This window comes from Paenibacillus sp. J22R160, assembly GCF_059692135.1.
In genome coordinates, this window is sequence record NZ_JCAUAU010000003.1 from 681,371 (window position 1) to 698,436 (window position 17,066).

General features: G+C 44.2%; 20 protein-coding genes. 7 read left to right on the forward strand and 13 right to left on the reverse strand.

Annotated elements, in window-relative coordinates:
* Positions 1-8: 8 nt before the first annotated feature.
* Positions 9-869 carry a nickel pincer cofactor biosynthesis protein LarC gene (larC, locus tag AC58UW_RS10155; protein WP_497420541.1) on the forward strand — a complete coding sequence of 287 codons (861 nt, stop codon included), beginning with the start codon at positions 9-11 and terminating at the stop codon, positions 867-869.
* Positions 870-893: 24 nt separating this feature from the next.
* Here the strand turns inward: larC and larC2 are convergent, their stop codons facing one another.
* The gene (larC2, locus tag AC58UW_RS10160; RefSeq protein WP_497420542.1) at positions 894-1,379 is read right to left on the reverse strand and encodes a nickel pincer cofactor biosynthesis protein LarC2; all 486 of its coding nucleotides are present in this window, start codon (positions 1,377-1,379) and stop codon (positions 894-896) included.
* A 116-nt stretch (positions 1,380-1,495) separates the two neighbouring features.
* On the opposite strand from larC2, the gene AC58UW_RS10165 reads away from it, so the two are divergent.
* A complete protein-coding gene (locus AC58UW_RS10165) occupies positions 1,496-2,545 on the forward strand; it encodes a M23 family metallopeptidase (protein WP_497420543.1) in 1,050 nt (349 codons plus the stop codon).
* A gap of 9 nt (positions 2,546-2,554) precedes the next feature.
* Here AC58UW_RS10165 and yunB read toward each other — a convergent pair whose 3' ends face one another.
* Positions 2,555-3,346, reverse strand: coding sequence for a sporulation protein YunB (gene yunB, locus AC58UW_RS10170; RefSeq protein ID WP_497420544.1), 792 nt, complete (start codon positions 3,344-3,346; stop codon positions 2,555-2,557).
* A 271-nt stretch (positions 3,347-3,617) separates the two neighbouring features.
* Here yunB and AC58UW_RS10175 point away from each other — a divergent pair, with 271 nt between their 5' ends.
* Positions 3,618-4,469, forward strand: a complete 852-nt coding sequence (locus AC58UW_RS10175; RefSeq protein WP_497420545.1) for a transposase — start codon at positions 3,618-3,620, stop codon at positions 4,467-4,469.
* A gap of 83 nt (positions 4,470-4,552) precedes the next feature.
* Here AC58UW_RS10175 and AC58UW_RS10180 read toward each other — a convergent pair whose 3' ends face one another.
* The 3 genes from AC58UW_RS10180 to AC58UW_RS10190 all read right to left on the reverse strand — a co-directional run bounded on the left by AC58UW_RS10180 (position 4,553) and on the right by AC58UW_RS10190 (position 6,792).
* Positions 4,553-4,849, reverse strand: a complete 297-nt coding sequence (locus tag AC58UW_RS10180; protein ID WP_497420546.1) for a hypothetical protein — start codon at positions 4,847-4,849, stop codon at positions 4,553-4,555.
* Between the two features lie 73 nt (positions 4,850-4,922).
* On the reverse strand, positions 4,923-5,786 hold the full coding sequence (locus AC58UW_RS10185; RefSeq protein WP_497420547.1) for a hypothetical protein: 864 nt from the start codon (positions 5,784-5,786) through the stop codon (positions 4,923-4,925).
* Between the two features lie 106 nt (positions 5,787-5,892).
* On the reverse strand, positions 5,893-6,792 hold the full coding sequence (locus AC58UW_RS10190; RefSeq protein ID WP_497420548.1) for a LysR substrate-binding domain-containing protein: 900 nt from the start codon (positions 6,790-6,792) through the stop codon (positions 5,893-5,895).
* Between the two features lie 169 nt (positions 6,793-6,961).
* On the opposite strand from AC58UW_RS10190, the gene AC58UW_RS10195 reads away from it, so the two are divergent.
* From AC58UW_RS10195 to AC58UW_RS10210, 4 genes are read left to right on the forward strand one after another with little or no spacing between them, the layout of a single operon-like run.
* Positions 6,962-7,924, forward strand: a complete 963-nt coding sequence (locus AC58UW_RS10195) for an ABC transporter ATP-binding protein (RefSeq protein ID WP_497420549.1) — start codon at positions 6,962-6,964, stop codon at positions 7,922-7,924.
* A gap of 38 nt (positions 7,925-7,962) precedes the next feature.
* Positions 7,963-9,069: an ABC transporter substrate-binding protein gene (locus tag AC58UW_RS10200; protein WP_497420550.1), complete on the forward strand. Its 1,107-nt coding sequence runs from the start codon at positions 7,963-7,965 to the stop codon at positions 9,067-9,069.
* 24 nt (positions 9,070-9,093) lie between these two features.
* Entirely contained in the window at positions 9,094-10,752 is a 1,659-nt protein-coding gene (locus AC58UW_RS10205) for an ABC transporter permease (protein ID WP_497420551.1), read from the forward strand.
* Positions 10,749-12,050 carry an MBL fold metallo-hydrolase gene (locus AC58UW_RS10210; protein WP_497420552.1) on the forward strand — a complete coding sequence of 434 codons (1,302 nt, stop codon included), beginning with the start codon at positions 10,749-10,751 and terminating at the stop codon, positions 12,048-12,050. The genes AC58UW_RS10205 and AC58UW_RS10210 overlap by 4 nt, the downstream gene beginning before the upstream one ends.
* Before the next feature lie 11 nt (positions 12,051-12,061).
* Here AC58UW_RS10210 and AC58UW_RS10215 read toward each other — a convergent pair whose 3' ends face one another.
* The 8 genes from AC58UW_RS10215 to AC58UW_RS10250 all read right to left on the reverse strand — a co-directional run bounded on the left by AC58UW_RS10215 (position 12,062) and on the right by AC58UW_RS10250 (position 17,051).
* Positions 12,062-12,625 (reverse strand): 5' nucleotidase, NT5C type, encoded by a 564-nt coding sequence (locus AC58UW_RS10215; RefSeq protein WP_497420553.1) that lies wholly within the window; start codon positions 12,623-12,625, stop codon positions 12,062-12,064.
* 25 nt (positions 12,626-12,650) lie between these two features.
* Complete coding sequence (locus tag AC58UW_RS10220; protein WP_497420554.1) at positions 12,651-13,295, reverse strand: pentapeptide repeat-containing protein; 645 nt, start codon at positions 13,293-13,295, stop codon at positions 12,651-12,653.
* A gap of 33 nt (positions 13,296-13,328) precedes the next feature.
* The gene (locus tag AC58UW_RS10225) at positions 13,329-13,937 is read right to left on the reverse strand and encodes a sigma-70 family RNA polymerase sigma factor (RefSeq protein ID WP_497420555.1); all 609 of its coding nucleotides are present in this window, start codon (positions 13,935-13,937) and stop codon (positions 13,329-13,331) included.
* 279 nt (positions 13,938-14,216) lie between these two features.
* Positions 14,217-14,960, reverse strand: coding sequence for a TerC family protein (locus tag AC58UW_RS10230; protein ID WP_497420556.1), 744 nt, complete (start codon positions 14,958-14,960; stop codon positions 14,217-14,219).
* Positions 14,961-15,011: 51 nt separating this feature from the next.
* The gene (locus AC58UW_RS10235) at positions 15,012-15,170 is read right to left on the reverse strand and encodes a TerD family protein (RefSeq protein WP_497420557.1); all 159 of its coding nucleotides are present in this window, start codon (positions 15,168-15,170) and stop codon (positions 15,012-15,014) included.
* A 52-nt stretch (positions 15,171-15,222) separates the two neighbouring features.
* Positions 15,223-15,810: a TerD family protein gene (locus AC58UW_RS10240; protein ID WP_497420558.1), complete on the reverse strand. Its 588-nt coding sequence runs from the start codon at positions 15,808-15,810 to the stop codon at positions 15,223-15,225.
* A gap of 32 nt (positions 15,811-15,842) precedes the next feature.
* The gene (locus AC58UW_RS10245; protein ID WP_497420559.1) at positions 15,843-16,424 is read right to left on the reverse strand and encodes a TerD family protein; all 582 of its coding nucleotides are present in this window, start codon (positions 16,422-16,424) and stop codon (positions 15,843-15,845) included.
* Positions 16,425-16,451: 27 nt separating this feature from the next.
* Complete coding sequence (locus AC58UW_RS10250; RefSeq protein ID WP_497420560.1) at positions 16,452-17,051, reverse strand: TerD family protein; 600 nt, start codon at positions 17,049-17,051, stop codon at positions 16,452-16,454.
* Positions 17,052-17,066: the final 15 nt, after the last annotated feature.

The window sequence follows — 17,066 nt, forward strand, 5'->3', positions numbered from 1 at the left end:
TTCGTACCATGCGTATTCTATATTTGGACTGCTTCTCCGGAATCAGCGGCGATATGACTCTTGGCGCTTTGGTTGATGCAGGAGCAGACCGGACTTATATTGAAAGTGAACTTACCAAAATCAAGCTTGAGCCGTATATGTTGGAATGGAAGCGCGTGATTAAGCGCGGAATCTCCGCACTTAAATTGGACGTAATCCTAGATCCGCAGCACCCGCCCAAGAAACATCGCCATTACTCAGAAATCGTCAAAGTCATTCAAGAAGCTGGATTTAATGACCGTGTCACATCGCTCAGCTTAGCCATCTTTGAAAAAATTGGTATCGCTGAAGCGAAAATCCACGGGATTCCTGTTGAAAAAGTGCATTTCCACGAAGTCGGAGCTATCGACTCCATTGTCGACATCGTGGGTGTAGCCCTAGCTATCGACTCTTTGCAAATCGAGCGTATTTTCTCATCTCCTGTACCACTAGGCTCAGGAATCATTCATATTGATCATGGAACATACCCAGTTCCCGCTCCGGCAACTTTGGAAATGATGCGTGGTTTACCCATCGCTTCAACGAACCATAGCCTTGAAATGACCACGCCAACTGGTGCAGGTATTATTTCCGGGATTGTGGACGAGTTCTCCAAAAGCTTTCCGCCAATGATCGTAGACACAATCGGATACGGTGCAGGCACAAGGGATTTACCAAATCAACCTAATGTTCTTCGTGTCGTCGTCGGTAAAGTGGATCCTTTCATTGGAAAATGGCAAGTCGGCCATGAGCACATCGCACATGATCATAACCATAATCATGGCCATTCACATGATGATCACCATCACCACCATGATCATCATCACCCGCATACTCACGATCATCAATAATAACAAAACGCCTCTTCCTGAACTTTAGGAGGAGGCGTTTTTGCGCTGTAGCATAAACTGCGTTCTAACTTCTTCATAAACCAATTTCAACGGCACTTGATGCTCTTTAGCTACCTGTTCACATTCTTTAAATTCAGGGGCATACTGCACTAATTTACCTTGGTGATATCCTACTTTTACCGTTAACAATCCCCATTTGGTATCCACTTGCTCGAATTCTCTAGCTAATCTATGGCAGGAAGCGTGCATATATCGAATGCCCAGCGTCGTTGTTTCGCTAAAGATCACGTCTTCAATGAAAGAAAGTCGTGCCGCTTCAACCAGCACATTCAACATGATGCCTGGCCGCCCTTTTTTCATAATAATCGGGACCACATAGACGTCATTAGCTCCAGCCTCGAAGAGCTTGTCCATAATATAAGAAACCCACTCAGGATTCATGTCATCCAGGTTCGCCTGAATTAACAGCATCCCATCGTCAATATGCTCTTCCCTGTGATTAAAGCTCAACATTCTCACCTCATACAGGCATCATAGCAAAAAATGGTTAACAACGAAAGTTGTAAGGATAAACATCCACGGAAGAGTACATCCTAAGAACTAACATTTCAGGAAGGATGATAGTGATGAAAAGCAAACCTTTTTGGGCGCGGGTTCTAGCTTGTTGCCTCCTCCTATCAGTAGCCGAGTCAGGGACTCACTTACGTATGGCGGCCTCCCAAGCTGCTGCATCTGAACAGTCTAATGCCCCAGCTCCGTCGAAGGTTAACCCCAACCTGAACGCTGAGCGGAAAGAACTATTTGAAAAAACGAGTATAATCTCTGATATTCCTTGGTCGTACTTGGCCGCTGTTGATCAATACGAAAGAACGATGAATATTGCTAAGAAAAGGCCTGTACACAAAGGAATTACAAGCATCTACTTTCCTGAATCGGATTGGGCTGGCATGCTTAATCCAGACCAACAGGATACGAATCCCCAAAGTATTTCCTTTTTTCACGGCTACGGGCGTGACGGTTCGGGAGATGGACTCGCAGAACGCAACAACGATTTGGATCTATTAGCCTCAATGGCCTTTCTCATGAGTAAAAATGGAACGAAAGAAGAAAATTTACTCATTAATTTATGGAATTATTATCAAAACTCGCGCAGCGTCGAGCGCATCAAACAATTCGCTACAATTTTTAACACACTTGGTACACTCGACCTTGGCGAGTATGCATTCCCGCTGCCAGTGAGTGCAGACTACTCCTATCGCAGTACTTGGGGAGATAGCCGCGGCTGGGGAGGGCACCGCTCTCATGAAGGAACGGACTTATTTGCCCGGCACGGAGTACCTGTCAGAAGTACTTGCTACGGTATAGTGGAAGTGAAAGGCTGGAATCCATACGGTGGATGGCGGATTGGTATTCGCGATGTGAACAATATTTATCACTACTACGCCCATCTATCTGGCTTTCAAAAGAGTCTCAAAGAAAATGATATTGTTAAACCTGGTCAAACCATCGGTTGGGTCGGCAGCTCTGGTTACGGTAAGCCCGGAACATCAGGGAAATTTCCACCCCATCTCCATTTTGGTCTTTATCGAGATAATGGGTTAACGGAGTGGAGCTTCGACCCTTACCCTTCTCTCCGAAAATGGGAACGTGAAGATCGAAATAAAAGAAGAAAATAAGCCGCTCCTTTATGGAGTCGGCTCTTTTTGCATCGTTTCTTGCGACTGAGTTCCTTCATCCTTTGGTGTCGTTGTTCCGACATTCGGAATCTGTGGAAGCGATAAGCTGGGCAGACCTGCGTCCTTATTACCCCCCACTGGATTGCCTTTGTTATCGTAATAATAAGTAGGAACATCCCCTACAACAAGGGAATAAGAAATAGGAATTTCTGTTTCTACGATCTCCGTATCCGAATCAAAGGGAATAATGACCGACACTTCTGCAATAATGCGTACATAGACTTCAAACATCACCATATTGATTCCCGCATTTTGTGAACGTGTATTTAAATCAACCTTCACATTTCCAACCGGCAGCAGCCTAATCGGAATATCAGGTCCAAACGAAGAGAGAATCGCGCTGTTCATCGCCTGCCCAACTGGAATGTGCTCAGATATGGATTGTAAATGATCAAGCTCACCCTGCACGGTTTTTATTGTATCCGATGTGATGCGCATGTGCTCATTATAATTTAACATGAATCCTGTTATTTTCCCATTTTTATCCATCTTCCAATCAATAAGCTGCTCTGCTTTTGTACTCCCTGCCACATGATCCGCAATAGCACTATTAATCGCCTGTGTTGCAATCTGCTTAATCCGAACTTTCGCTAAGTTCATCAGTGGAGGCCTAAGATTGCGTTCAACATAGATAAAAAACTGCACACAAAATAAGACAATGATGAGAAGACTGATCAACAGCACCTTTTTACGGTTTGATTTCCCTGCGGGTCTGCTTCTCCACCGTCGCCTTTGCAGCATCCTATTCCCCCCTTGCCCCGCTTGTCATTAGTACTACCTTATGCGGACATGAAGTGAAAAAGAAGCCTATGAGCTGTTCTTCTTCCCGCTGAACCTCCGCCTCCCCCACTGTTCTTATATTCATATACTATGGGCACTATCCCATTCACTCAGAAGTATAAAAATGATTTTAATTATAATTTTTTCCAAAAATGTATTGATATAAGAACATATGTTTGATATTATTTGAATAGGAACATAAGTTCCGAATTTCATTTTAGGGGAGGGCTACATGGAATTTTCCCATATGTCTATTGAACAATTTAAAAGCCATTTCTCCAGTGAAGATCGTTGCGCACAATATATCTTTCAAATGAAATGGCCTAAGGGCTTCATCTGCCCGAAATGCAGCCATCGACATGCTTATTTAACCAAAACACGTAGACTTCCTCTATATGAATGCGGCCATTGTCGTTATCAAGCCTCCCTAACCTCAGGCACTATTATGGAAGGGAGCCGAACGGAGCTGCACAAATGGCTCTTAGCCATATTTCTTGTCTCCCGTACTGATGCAGGAACTACAGCTATGAGACTTTCCAGTCTCATTCAGGTTACTTACAAAACAGCTTGGCTAATCCTACATAAGATTCGGTCCTTGATCCATGACTCCGACACCCAGAATCCCCTCTCAGGCTCCGTTCGTATACATTCGGCCACTTATGGCCGCCCATTCAATCCATCCGTTCATAGACACCCACAAGAGCACCTTCTTCTCGTAGGTTCATCAAGTAGTGACATGTGCGAGTCAAGCTATCTGAAAATAAAACACGTTCAACTTTCAACCCCAAAAGAAAGACATATCTCTCGTAATGAAATTCATACATTTCGCAAACAGCATGTTGAAACAGACACTCAGAATGTCGAGATTATTACTGGTTTCTATACCTCAAAACGTCTGCGTCCGTTGCTCGAGATTGCCAGACAGGCTAGCAACTGGATTAATCACACCTTCCATGGTCTTGGAGCCAAACACCTGCAAGCTTATCTAGACGAATTTTGCTATCGTAGAAACCTCACCGCAAGAAACATTTCTATCTTCGCTCATTTAAGCCAGCTTTGTTTCTCCAAGGCGGAGTACACATGATTCTGAGTCACTGGGATAGTGGCACTATAGGATGCCAGCAAGAATAAAACCACCTTCAAGGAAGGTGGTTCAGAGATTTACATTTATATGTGGTAGGAAGGTGTTAGGGCTGTGCCACCCTGACCAGATGGTGTGCTGCTTGATTTGTTTAATGCAATTTTATCCACTTTAGCCCCATCTTCCCTCACTTCGATATAGAGCGTGTGCGAACCTGTTGATAGCGAGATTGAACTGCTAGGTATTTTCCAAGCCCAGCTGGAGCTTCCTGTTGTACGCTCCAACCTTGGCCTTTCCATCGTACGTCGAGCGGTATCCATGTATTGAACACGATAGCTTTTGGCCGAAGAACCAGTTGAGGATTCGCTGTGCACACTGTTCACTAAATTATGGCACAAATCAACAATTCATATGATTCATTTACTCATCTCCCATGATCGTCATAGTTTTAAATAATTAATAACGATCCATGATCAGCTGAGTTTTTAAAGAATCTTGAGCTAAAAACCATCCTTTACCCTGCAAATAAGTGACAAGTTCATCATGTTTGACTGAGGCTGTCGATTGGCTTGTCGTTTTGAATGATGCTTCGACAACATATTCTGTCCCTGTACCTGCTGCATTTCGAATTGGCCACACTTCGATGTACAATTGCTGACCACTCCAAGTGCCAACAGAGCGTTTTGCTAGCACTGGGCCATAAATACGTGAGGAAGACAGCTTGCTAGTTCCCCATCCGTTTGATACCCAGTTATTAAATTTATCAGGTGCATTGTTGATAAGAAGGCTGCGTGAGTCCGCTTGGTTAGTAAGATCCATACCGCTATAACCTGATTTGCTTCCACTTTTGGTACGAGTGATACTCAAGGTCTTCTTTTGGTATCCCCATTCAATTTGAGCTTCATACCCAGTATCCCCTGAATTAAAGCCCTCTTGGTTAGCTAAAGTTAGCGCACCATTGATATCATTGCCTGTGATGGCATAACGTTTTTTATAACTAAGTTCGAAATTGTTCTCGCCTTCTGTCTTGCGAATTCTCGGACTCCACCCATTGTTGTAAATATCCTTAGCATTCGTGTCGAGAAATTGAACATTCATCTTCGTCACGGTGTCCGGCATGCCAAACGCTGATCTCACGCTGCTTGTTAGCTTGAAGTCCGACCCAAGAACGACATTCGGATTAAGAAGAAGTTTGACCTCATAATCCGGAACCATGTTGCTTGCTGCCGATACAGACTGAGGTGCTCCCCCAAATCCAACTAAAGCACTTGTTCCAACGAGTGCAGCCATGATCAACTTTAATGCCTTTTTCTTAAACATTAATTCAACTCCTCAACGTTTTTGGAAAGGTTTCCCTCTCAGACAAGAGCATAAAGAAGTTTTGTCATTGGATTGTCAGCTGAACATGTGTTTTTTGTAAAAGCTGTTACTCACTCTTGACAGAATCGCGCAGGTATTGGAAAAAACTATCAAAGAAAGAGGACCGAATCCGGTCTTCGTTATATGTGAAATAAATATATCGTTTAAAGGGATTTTGGGGGATTTCACGAAACACCAGCTCGTCTCGCTGCATCTCTTTCGCGATCGCAATTTTAGAAATAATTGAGACGCTGTCACCGGTTAAGACGGCTTGCTTAATGGCCTCGAGGGAGTCCATCTCCATGACAGGTTTAAGTTCAATGCCTAAGCTTTTGGCCCATTTCAACGTCATGGTACGCGTACTAGATTCTTGTCCATGCAAAATAAAAGGAACGTCCTTTAATACCTCTGGATGAAGCATAGACTGCCTGGCCAAGCGATGTTTCGGGTTGAAAAAGAAGACCAACTCGTCTTCACATAGCGTTTCCCCAATCAGTGGCGCCCATTGGAACGGTTCCGCCGACATAATGCCAATATCGATTTCATGATTCAAAAGCATTTCTTGAATGACAGGAGAGGTCCTGATGGTAAGAGAAATCGAAATTTGCGGATAAAGTTTAGAGAATCCACTCAAAATGCTCGGAAGCACATACGTGCCAGGCACATAGCTTGCTCCAATTTTCAAATGTCCGCTCCCTCTCTCATCAAACTCCTTAACAACTCTCTCCGCTTCTTGAGCCAGCGCATTAATCTTCTTCGCATAGTGGTTCAAGGATTGCCCTGCTTCTGTCAAATGCACTTTGCCTGCTTTTGAATAAAATAAACCCACGCCTAACTCTTGCTCCATGCTTTTCATATGAAAGGAGACCGTTGGCTGCTTCAATCCTAATTGTTCAGCAACTGTGGTAATTCGTTTGTGTTTATCTAGTAATTCAATAATTTGCAGCTTAATTAGATTCCAGTTCATTGTAAGATTCTCCTTATCATTCATTGGTCGCAAATCCATTATAGAAAAAATCTATGGAGAATAATAGTTTACCAACAAAAACTTAACAATAGATTTACCTTACGTTGACACTCCGCTGATTTTGCTCACCTAAACTAAGATTGTTCCTAAGAACGGAAGGAAGCTTGAGATGACTTTACAACTTGACGGTATTAACAAATCCTTCGGTGCCTCGCCGGCACTCAAGGACATTCAACTAACCCTTACCAAAGGGAAATTCACAACTTTGTTAGGCCCATCAGGGTGCGGTAAGACAACCTTGCTCCGAATCATCGCAGGTCTCGAGTCTCCTGATCAAGGTGAGATTCATTTGGGTGATGTTTGTCTTTTCTCCAAGAACCGCAGAATTAATCGCCCCGTTCATCAACGAGATTTTGGTATGGTGTTTCAAGATTTTGCCCTTTGGCCTCATTTAACGGTCCTAGAGAATGTTGCTTTCGGGCTCAAGGCAAAAGGCGATACAACAAACTGGCGTCAACGTGCAATGGAAGCTATTGATTTGGTTCAACTGATGGGAATGGAGAAGCGGTATCCCCATCAGCTGTCAGGCGGCCAACAGCAGCGCGTCGCACTTGCTCGGGCCATAGTGGTTCGTCCACAGCTTGTCTTATTCGATGAGCCCATGAGCGCTTTGGACGCTCTATTACGCGAAGAAATGCGTATCGAACTTATGAATCTGGTGAGAAATATCGGTTTCACGGCCATTTATGTGACTCACGACCAGATCGAAGCCATGTCCATGTCAGATGAAATTGTCGTCATGCAAAGCGGGGTCATTTTGCAAAAAGACACACCAGAAGCCATCTATCGTAAGCCTACCCACCCGTTTACAGCCCGTTTTATTGGTAAAACCAATTGGCTGGAAGCGGACAAGCGGCTCATTCGCCCTGAACATATCCGATGGGAACGCTTGACGGAGCAAGACCTTGTGTATTCAGGTGTAGTACAAGCTATCAGCTACACGGGTGAGCGTTATGAAATCATTGTAGACATTGGTCAAAAGGATGTTTGGATGGCCTATCATCCATCACGGTTGGCCATCGGAGAAAATGTAAACCTTTATATTTCGCAAGAACAGATTCATGAATTGTAGAGAGTTGAAATCAATCAAATTGAGAGGGTGCATGTAAAATGAAAACGAAAATGAAGAAAAACTTTCAAATGAGTACCATAGCTTTGATGTCCGTTCTATTAGGTGTTGGCTTAACAGGCTGCGGTACAGCTAGCAAGACCTCCAATGCAGGCCCAGCTACAGCTACTCCAGCTGCTCCAACAGCTTCAACAGCTGCTGCCACAGTGGCACCAACACCCGAAGCCAAAAAGCTTAGCGGAAAAATTGTTGTATACAGTGCAGGACCGGCTGATCTCGCTACAAAAATTCAAAAAGGTTTTCAAGCAAAAACAGGTGTGGAAGTTGAGATGTTTCAAGGTACAACAGGCAAAATCTTAGCTCGTATGGAAGCTGAGAAAGCGAATCCAGTTGTTGACGTAGTCGTTTTAGCTTCCCTCCCTTCAGCAATTGGTATGACAAAAAGCGGATTAACACTTCCTTTCAAAGAAGCTAAAAATGCCGACAAGTTGATCACTGATTACTCCGATAAAGATGGGAATTACTTCAGCTACAGCCTATCGGCATTAGGTATTGCTTACAACACTAAAACCGTTACGAACCCTCCAAAAGAGTGGAGCGATCTAACTAAACCAGAATGGAAAGATAAAGTGAATATTCCGGATCCTGCTCAATCTGGTTCTGCGCTCGATTTCATGACCGGCTATGCTAATAAAAACGGTGATTCTGCTTGGGACTTGTTTAGTAAAGTGAAAGCTAATGGCGCTATTATTGCAGGCGCTAACCAAGAAGCCATGGATCCGGTTATTTCAGGCGCAAAGAGCATCGTAATGGCAAGCGTTGACTACATGACATATGCCTCCAAGGCTAAAGGCGAGCCAATTGACTTAATTTATCCTGCAAGTGGAACGGTCATTTCTCCACGACCTGCCATGATTATGAAAACGAGTAAAAATGTAGATAGCTCTAAGGCATTTATTGAATACTTGCTTTCTGACGAAGCGCAAAAGATGGTTACTGACTCCTACCTGCTTTCCGGACGCAGCGATATCCAAGTACAAGGAAGAGCAAGCGCGAAAGACATTCCTACTATTAAAGTCGACTGGAATTGGATGAATGATAATCAAGCCGGTGTGACACAGAAATTCACGCAATTGTTCAAAAAGTAAGCTCCGGACGGGGATGACGATTACATGATATTCAAACGTACGGGGACGTTTCTAGCATTGCTGCTTCTAGCCATGCTGGTCGTCCTTCCTCTTTTATTTGTATCCTTCAAAAGTATTTGGGTGAAGGGATCGCTCGATTTATTGGCACCCATTCGAGTCGTATTGGAAAAAGATTTGACTGGTGTATTCAGTCACTCTTTAATACTCGGCATATGGGTCGTGGTTGGTTGTACGCTGCTTGCACTGCCGTTAGCTTGGATCATGGCCAAAACGCCGCTTCGCAAGCATCGCTGGCTGGATATTGTGCTGCTCATTCCTTTCATGACACCGCCGTACATTGGCTCCATGGGATGGATTTTATTTATGCAGCCACGTGGATATCTGGAACAATTTTTTCCGGGAGCTCAATGGTTCAGTAGTCACTTTTTTAGCTTATTTGGAATGATTACGATCATGAGCCTTCATTTGTTTCCGTTTCTATACTTAATTTTACGCAATGCGATTCTCCAAATTGGCAGCAACAAAGAAGAAGCTGCCGCTGTTCACGGAGCCAGTTTCTTCTATTCGCTTCGCCGTGTCATGCTGCCGCTTGTGTTCTCTAGCTATGTCATGGGCGCATTGCTCATCTTCGTCAAAACATTGGCTGAATTCGGCACACCGGCAACATTCGGCAGGCGTATCGGGTATTTCGTGTTAACGACCGAAATCCAGGCCTCTATCTCCAGCTGGCCCGTCGACTTTGGGAAAGCAACATCGCTGGCCTCCCTACTGTTATTGGCCTGTCTTGTGCTTTGGTACATACAGTCCGTAGTAGTCCGCCGGAATTCTTATAACCTTGTCGGCGGCAAAGGCACTCGTGACAAAGTCGCTTTCTGTCTGGGCTGGCAGCAAGCGATAGCCTGGATCTATGTGGCTCTGTTACTCGCCGCATCCATCGGCATCCCGTATTTCTCCATCATTTCAGCTTCGCTGATGAAGCTCCGAGGTGGCGGGCTGGCGTGGAGCAATCTAACGCTGCATCATTACGTCGAGCTGCTACAATGGGGCTCACCGAGCATGAAAGCGCTGCTGAACAGCCTAGGGCTCGCCTTGCTCGCCGCTTGCTTAGCAGCCGCGCTTGGCACTTGGTTCGCCTTAACGATCGGCCGCGCCAAGCAGCTGCCGCAGCGCATCACCGATATGTTCAGCCTGCTGCCGAACACAGTGCCGGATATGGTCCTTGTCGTTGGACTCATTATGTTATGGAATGCGCCATGGATGCCGCTGCATCTCTACAACACCTACGGCATGGTCGTCCTCACTTACGTGGTGTTCTTCCTGCCGTATACGGTGCAATACGTCAAGGCACGTAACGGCCAGCTGGACGAATCCTTGCGGCAAGCCGGGCAAGTCTTCGGCGGGCAGCCCTTGTACGTGTTCCGACGTATTGTTCTGCCTCTGCTGCTGCCGGGTATTATTGCCGGCTGGATGATGACCTTCACCATCTCGCTCAGAGAGCTGGTCGCCTCGCTGATGGTACTTCCACCGTCAATGCAAACGTCGGCCACCTATATTTTTGCTCAATTTGAACAGGGTCAAATTTCGCTCGGCATGGCAATGGCTGTCGTTTCCGTCGGTCTGACAACTGTGCTGCTGCTTATTGTTAACAACATGAATACGAACAGAAAGTGGAATGTGGAATGATGCAATTGAACGTTTGGGGCGGCGCTGGTGAACACGGTCGCTCCTGTTATTGGATAGGCAATGAACAGACATCAATATTGCTCGATTGTGGTGTAAAACGCGAAGGAAGCGGAGAATACCCCTTGATCGATCCGACCAAAGTCGCGGGATTGGACGCTGTTTTTCTTTCTCATGCGCATGAGGATCACTCGATCGCCATCCCATGGTTATACAAGCTAGGTTATTCCGGCAAAGTATGGACGACCCGACTAACCGCGCAACAGCTTCCTGGTTATTATGCCTCTTGGGAGAAACACGTTAAACATCAAGGCGGAGAGCTGCCCTATGATGAAACGGATATCGCTCTTGTCCAATACGCATTCATCGAAGACATGGCTCCGCCCCAGCAATGGATTGAGCTCTCTCCCACGCTTCGCATGTGTTGGGGGCGCAGCGGACATATGCTGGGTTCGATATGGATGCTTCTAGAAGTGGAAGGGAAACGATTGTTCTTTTCTGGAGATTACAGTGAAGATGCCTTGCTGCTTGGTACAGATATACCGGAGGACATCATGAATGGAGATATTCCTCTAGATGCGGCGATTATTGATGCCGCGTATAGTACCGATACCGAATATCAAACAGAGAAGCTGGATAAGCTTTTCACTGCTGCCGAGGAGATTATAAATGAAGGTGGTCAGCTGTTGCTGCCTGTTCCTGTTTGCGGAAGAGGACAGGATCTGCTCCTGCTTATGCGTCAGCGTTTCCCAGAAACGTCAATACGTGCCGAAGCGGAGCTTATTCAGGCCATGGAGCTAATGCTCCAGCATGCCAGTTGGCTGAAACCAGGCATGGAACACAGCCTCACGGAAGCATTGAATAACGAATGCTTTGAAGTAATCATACATGAGGATCAGCGAAAGCGATTATTATATGAGGATATGGCCAATTCACGGGCAGCCATCTGGTTCACAAGTGATGGGATGATGCAATCTCCCAAATCTCAATGGTATTACGAGCAGTTGCGCACGAAACTTACGAATGGCATTCTCTTAACCGGACACGTCGCTATGGGAACAACAGCGCAGCGGCTTCTTGTGATGAGCGATGAAGAACGCGGCTGTCAATTGAGAATGGTTCGATACAAGATTCATCAAGGATTGCCCGATGTACGCAAGATGACTCAATCGTTGAACAGCCAGCATAAGCTTTTGGTTCATGCCCCCAAAAAAGAAACAGATGCCCTGCTTAAGCAGTTAGCATCTGAAGGTATTGAACATTTACGATCCTTACAACCAGGTGATACAGTCAATTTGTAACTTCACGCCTACTATGATTTCAGCTCTTCCCACAACTGATCCCAAGAAGTTATCCGAGGCAACTTAAGATGCTGATTGTAGGATCGGTCTTTTACATAGGCCTTCACTGGCAATTGAGATAAGGTCTCGAGAACATTCGGCTTATCGTCGAAATAATAATCCAATTTCAATGCCTCAATAATATGTACTTTCTCGGAATCACTCATCCCGCAATAGAAATGGCCTTCCGCAACAGGAAACCCATTTTGAATAAGCCAATCTCGCGTCCGTTCCGTATGCTCTTTTGCTCTTGCAGTAATATAGTAAACCTCATGACCCTGCTTAACTAACTCATGTAAGATCTCACGTGCATGCGGAAATGGAGCGCAGTCTGAGTAATAAATATCATCGCGGAGGCTCGTCCAGAGCTTCCCTCCCTCTTCTTTCGTCAATCCGAAAGCTTCATGAATTTCCATGGTAGTTAATGCCTGAAACACATCAAGGCCGATATTTTGATTTAACTTGCGATTATAGATATGAAAAGCATGCTCTCTTAAATTAATGAGTGTGTCATCAATATCAAAACCAAATTTCACAGTTGCCCCTCATTTCACTGATACCTTATTCCTTTAGTATAAGCCCAAAAAGACTTGCAAATACAGAAGCTTGCCCTCTCGAAATGATGCAGCCGCGCAATTCTTCTACACCTACGCCTAAACTTGTGAAATCACAGGAACTGAGATCGATTCCTGCCAATCTGGCTCCAGTGAATTGAGCACGATCCAGCTTACAATCTTCAAAGTACATCTTTTGCAGTGTTGTCTCATAAAAATCAGAGCTTAAGAGCGAACACTCTTGGAAAGCAACTTGTCTGAAATTAGCCATCCGGAAATTAACATAATCCCCTAAACAAGCATCGAATAAGACATTTCGAATCGTTGCTCTGGTCATATCCATCCCGATAATTTTGCAATTTCTAAATTCAGTTCTGTGAATCGTAGCTTCTCCGAAATTTACGTTTGATAAATCACATTTTTCGAAGATTACATCGGTCAGTTCAATATCTTTCATGGCAATTCGAGTAAATGTCACATTTCGAAAAATTATTTTATCAAAAGCTACCTTCGACGCTTTCTGATTATCAATTGTACAATCGCTTATAATTCCAGTATGAAAACTATCTTCAGAGTTCAACTCATCATCAGGTAGTGATATCGAAGGCAACACTTTCGGCATCTTTGGTGCTTCAATTTTGGAATTGCTCATTAGGATGCTCCTCTGTCTGCTAGAATGATATATTTAAAAGATAATAACCGACGTCAGGCTTTGCAGCATGAAGAATAGGGAACCCCATTTGCGTTTAATGTAATTCCTGCCGCGAAAGAGCCTTGTTTTGATCGTCGTAACAGGTAAGTTCACTTCTTTGCTAATGTCTTCTAGAGACATATCCAAAAAGTATTTATACACGATCAGCGTTTTATATTTATCGGGCAGCTCGCGAATCATTAGCTCTACTTGCTCGACTGTTTCTTGCTCAATTAATTGAAGTTCAGGCGTTTTCTCAAGGCTGGTCAGCTTATCATAGAAAGGCAGCGCATCTTGAAACGGATTGGGGTTCGTATCCATAGACAACTCCGACTTCTTTTTACGCAAAAAATCAATGGCCACATTTTTGCCAATGCTAAAAATCCAAGTAGAGAAATTTTTACTTGCGTCAAAGCGATGGGAGTGCTGATACGCCCTTAGAAACGTCTCTTGTACGACATCTTCCGAATCCGATTTGTTGCGCAACATTCGATAGGCTAATCGGTAAATTTTGTCCTTATACAGCTCAAGAAGTCGACTAAATGCTTTGGAGTCCCCTTGAGTCCACATTGTTGCAAGCTGACTATCGCTTAATTGCAGCATGTTACAGCTCCTTTTTTCTTAACTGCCATCTTTTCAACTCTATCTTTATATTCTACCAAATCGAATCAAAAAAAAGAAACCTTTGCAGGTTTCATAGGTGTCTATTTATCGATAAATTTGGACACAGATTCTGCTTTTTCAGAGGCTGCGACGACAATGAGCACGAGAATGATTCCAAAGAGTATAAACCCGCCTATTATCATGCTGTGCACCTTCTTTGAATAGTTTGATATCCTCTTATTCAAAGATATGATGCACAGCTTCATTTATGCGCTCTTTTTAGTTATTAGATTGCGATCTGTTTTTATTGCGCAGTAGGCTGAGAATAATGGTACCGCCAAACAAGGCAATAATCACGGAGAAGAAGAGAACATGGGAGATATGGAAACCAAACGCGCCGCCGATCATCTTAAGACCGATAACGATAATAAGAATGAAAGCTGTTTTTTCTAATTCCGGAATTTTGTCAATTAATTTTAAGAAGACTTGCGCCACGCCTCTCATCATGAGTACGCCCAAGATACCTCCGAGGAACAATACCCAGACCTTTTCACTGACACCAAAAGCAGCAAGCACGCTGTCCACACTAAATGCAATATCCATCACTTCTACCGCTAATACCGTGCGCCAGAAGGAAAGACCTTTGTTCCTCACTTCACCATTCTCACCCTCTTCATGTTTCTTGAAGAAGAGATTGCTAATCGCGATCCAGAGGAGATAAGCACCACCAAGTACTTTAATCCAAGTAATTTGAACTAAGAATGTACCCACACCAATAGCTACAAATCTAAAGATGTAAGCACCGATAAGTCCGTAAAATAAAGCCTTTTTCTGTTGTTCCTTCGGTAAATGCCTAACCATAACTGCGAGTACTAACGCATTATCGGCGGAAAGCAAGCCCTCTAAAATAACAAGTGTACCGATAATCCCCCAGTTTACGGGATCTGTCACTGTTTCTGACAACACTTCCCAGCTAAAAAAGCTAAGGAAGTTATTGATAAAGCTTTGAAAAAAATCTGCCATGCCTTGACCCTCCTGTAATTTTCCCTAGTTATTTACTGCCTGCAATCCATCTCATACCCCATCCGAGAAGCCAGATCCAATCGCGCTAAATTTCCACTCTGCGCCGTATCTATATAATTCTCCTGCAACTATAGCTGTCTCGATGGAGAAGTGATTTCCCAGTTCATATTCCAGCATGTCTTGCCTAGTGCCTGGATGAAGTATGCCCATTGGCTAGCAAAGGGGTGATGCCTAAGCTGCACCACCCCACCTAGTTTAAGCTTTACTCCGCATCAAGTCCATAATTTTTGCATAATGCTTGAAGACCACCTTGGAAGCCGCTTCCAACCGCTTGGAATTTCCATTCCTGACCTTGGCTGTCTCGATATAACTCACAAATGACAACCGCAGTTTCAACCGAAAAATCTTCGCCTAAATCATATCGTAAAATCTCATGACCTGTCACTTCATCGAAAAGACGAGCGAAAGCATTGGACACTTGTCCGAAATTCTGATTGCGGCTTGCTGCATCATGGATGGTTACGGCAATACCGACACGGTGGATATGCGCAGGGATTTTCGAGAAATCGACTTTGATTTGCTCATCGTCACCGTCGCCGTCACCAGTCCGGTTATCTCCCGTATGCTGAACCGAACCATTTGCACCAACCAAATTGTTATAAAAAATGAAATCCTCAACGCCTTTGGCCTTATTATCTGCATGAAGCAGAAATGCCGAAGCATCTAAATCGAAAGAATGACCGCCAGAATACTTGTTGGTATCCCAGCCCAAACCGATAATCGCCTTCGTTAATCCGGGATTTGTTTTGGTTAAGTCAATTCTTTGACCTTTGGACAAGCTGATTGCCATACCCAACAACTCCTTAGAATGATTTTGACTTCTTAGGAAGTTTGTAAGCCGTAATCACGAGCTAGTCCACCAAGACCATCTTTGTAGCCGCTTCCGATTGCGCTGAATTTCCACTCGCCACTGTGACGGTACAATTCACCGATGACTACACCTGTTTCGATGGAGAAGTCTTCGCCAAGATCGTAACGGATCAATTCCGCGCCAGATCCCTCGTTAAGGATACGAACATAGGCATTGGACACTTGTCCGAAATTTTGGCTTCTTGTATCCGCTTCATGGATCGTGATGCAGAATGCGATTTTTTCTGTTTCAGCTGGAACAGTAGCCAAGTCCACGCTAACTTGCTCATCGTCCCCGTCTCCAGCGCCTGTACGGTTGTCACCGTTATGAACAACGGAGCCATTCGAATTTTTGCGGTTGTTGTAGAAAATGAAATCGGCTTCAGAATTCACTTTGCCAGCTCCATTCAGACAGAAGATGGAAGCGTCTAGATCGAAGTCTTTACCGCCATCATACTTGTTCGTATCCCAGCCTAAGCCGACAACCACTTTCGTTAAACCTGGGTTTGTTTTTGTCAAATCTACTTTTTGACCTTTAGACAATGAAATTGCCATGGATAATGACCTCGCTTTTATAGTGGATTATGTGTAACGTTTAACTAATTGACCAATTGTCGTATCCGTACTGCCTTCACCAATCGCATTGAATTTCCATTCGCCACTATGGCGGTAAATTTCACCTACGATTAAAGAGGTTTTACCGGCGTAGCTATCAGTTAAACTAAATTTAACCAACTCTTGTTTATTGGAATCATTCAGAATTCTAATATAAGCTGATTGAATCAGACCGAAATCCTGCTTTCTATTTACACAATCGTAGATATTTACGACGAAAATGATTTTACTAACATCGGCAGGCACTTGACTTAAGTTAACAGAAATTTGCTCATCATCGCCATCGCCTTCACCTGTACGGTTATCTCCGGAGTGAACTACTGAGCCATCGGGACTTTGCAAATTCGCGAAGTACACGACATTTTTCTCTTTTGTCAGTCTACCTTTCTCATCCAATAAAATGACTGAAGCGTCGCAATCGATCTCAACCGCTGTTTTTTTCGATCCGAAAAAGCCTTTTTTCTCAACCATGGCAGGATCCCAACCGAGACCTACAACCACCTTAGTAAGACCAGCATTTCCTTTTGTTAAATCGATCTTTTGACCTTTGACCAAACTGATAGTCAATCAGGCCACCTCCTT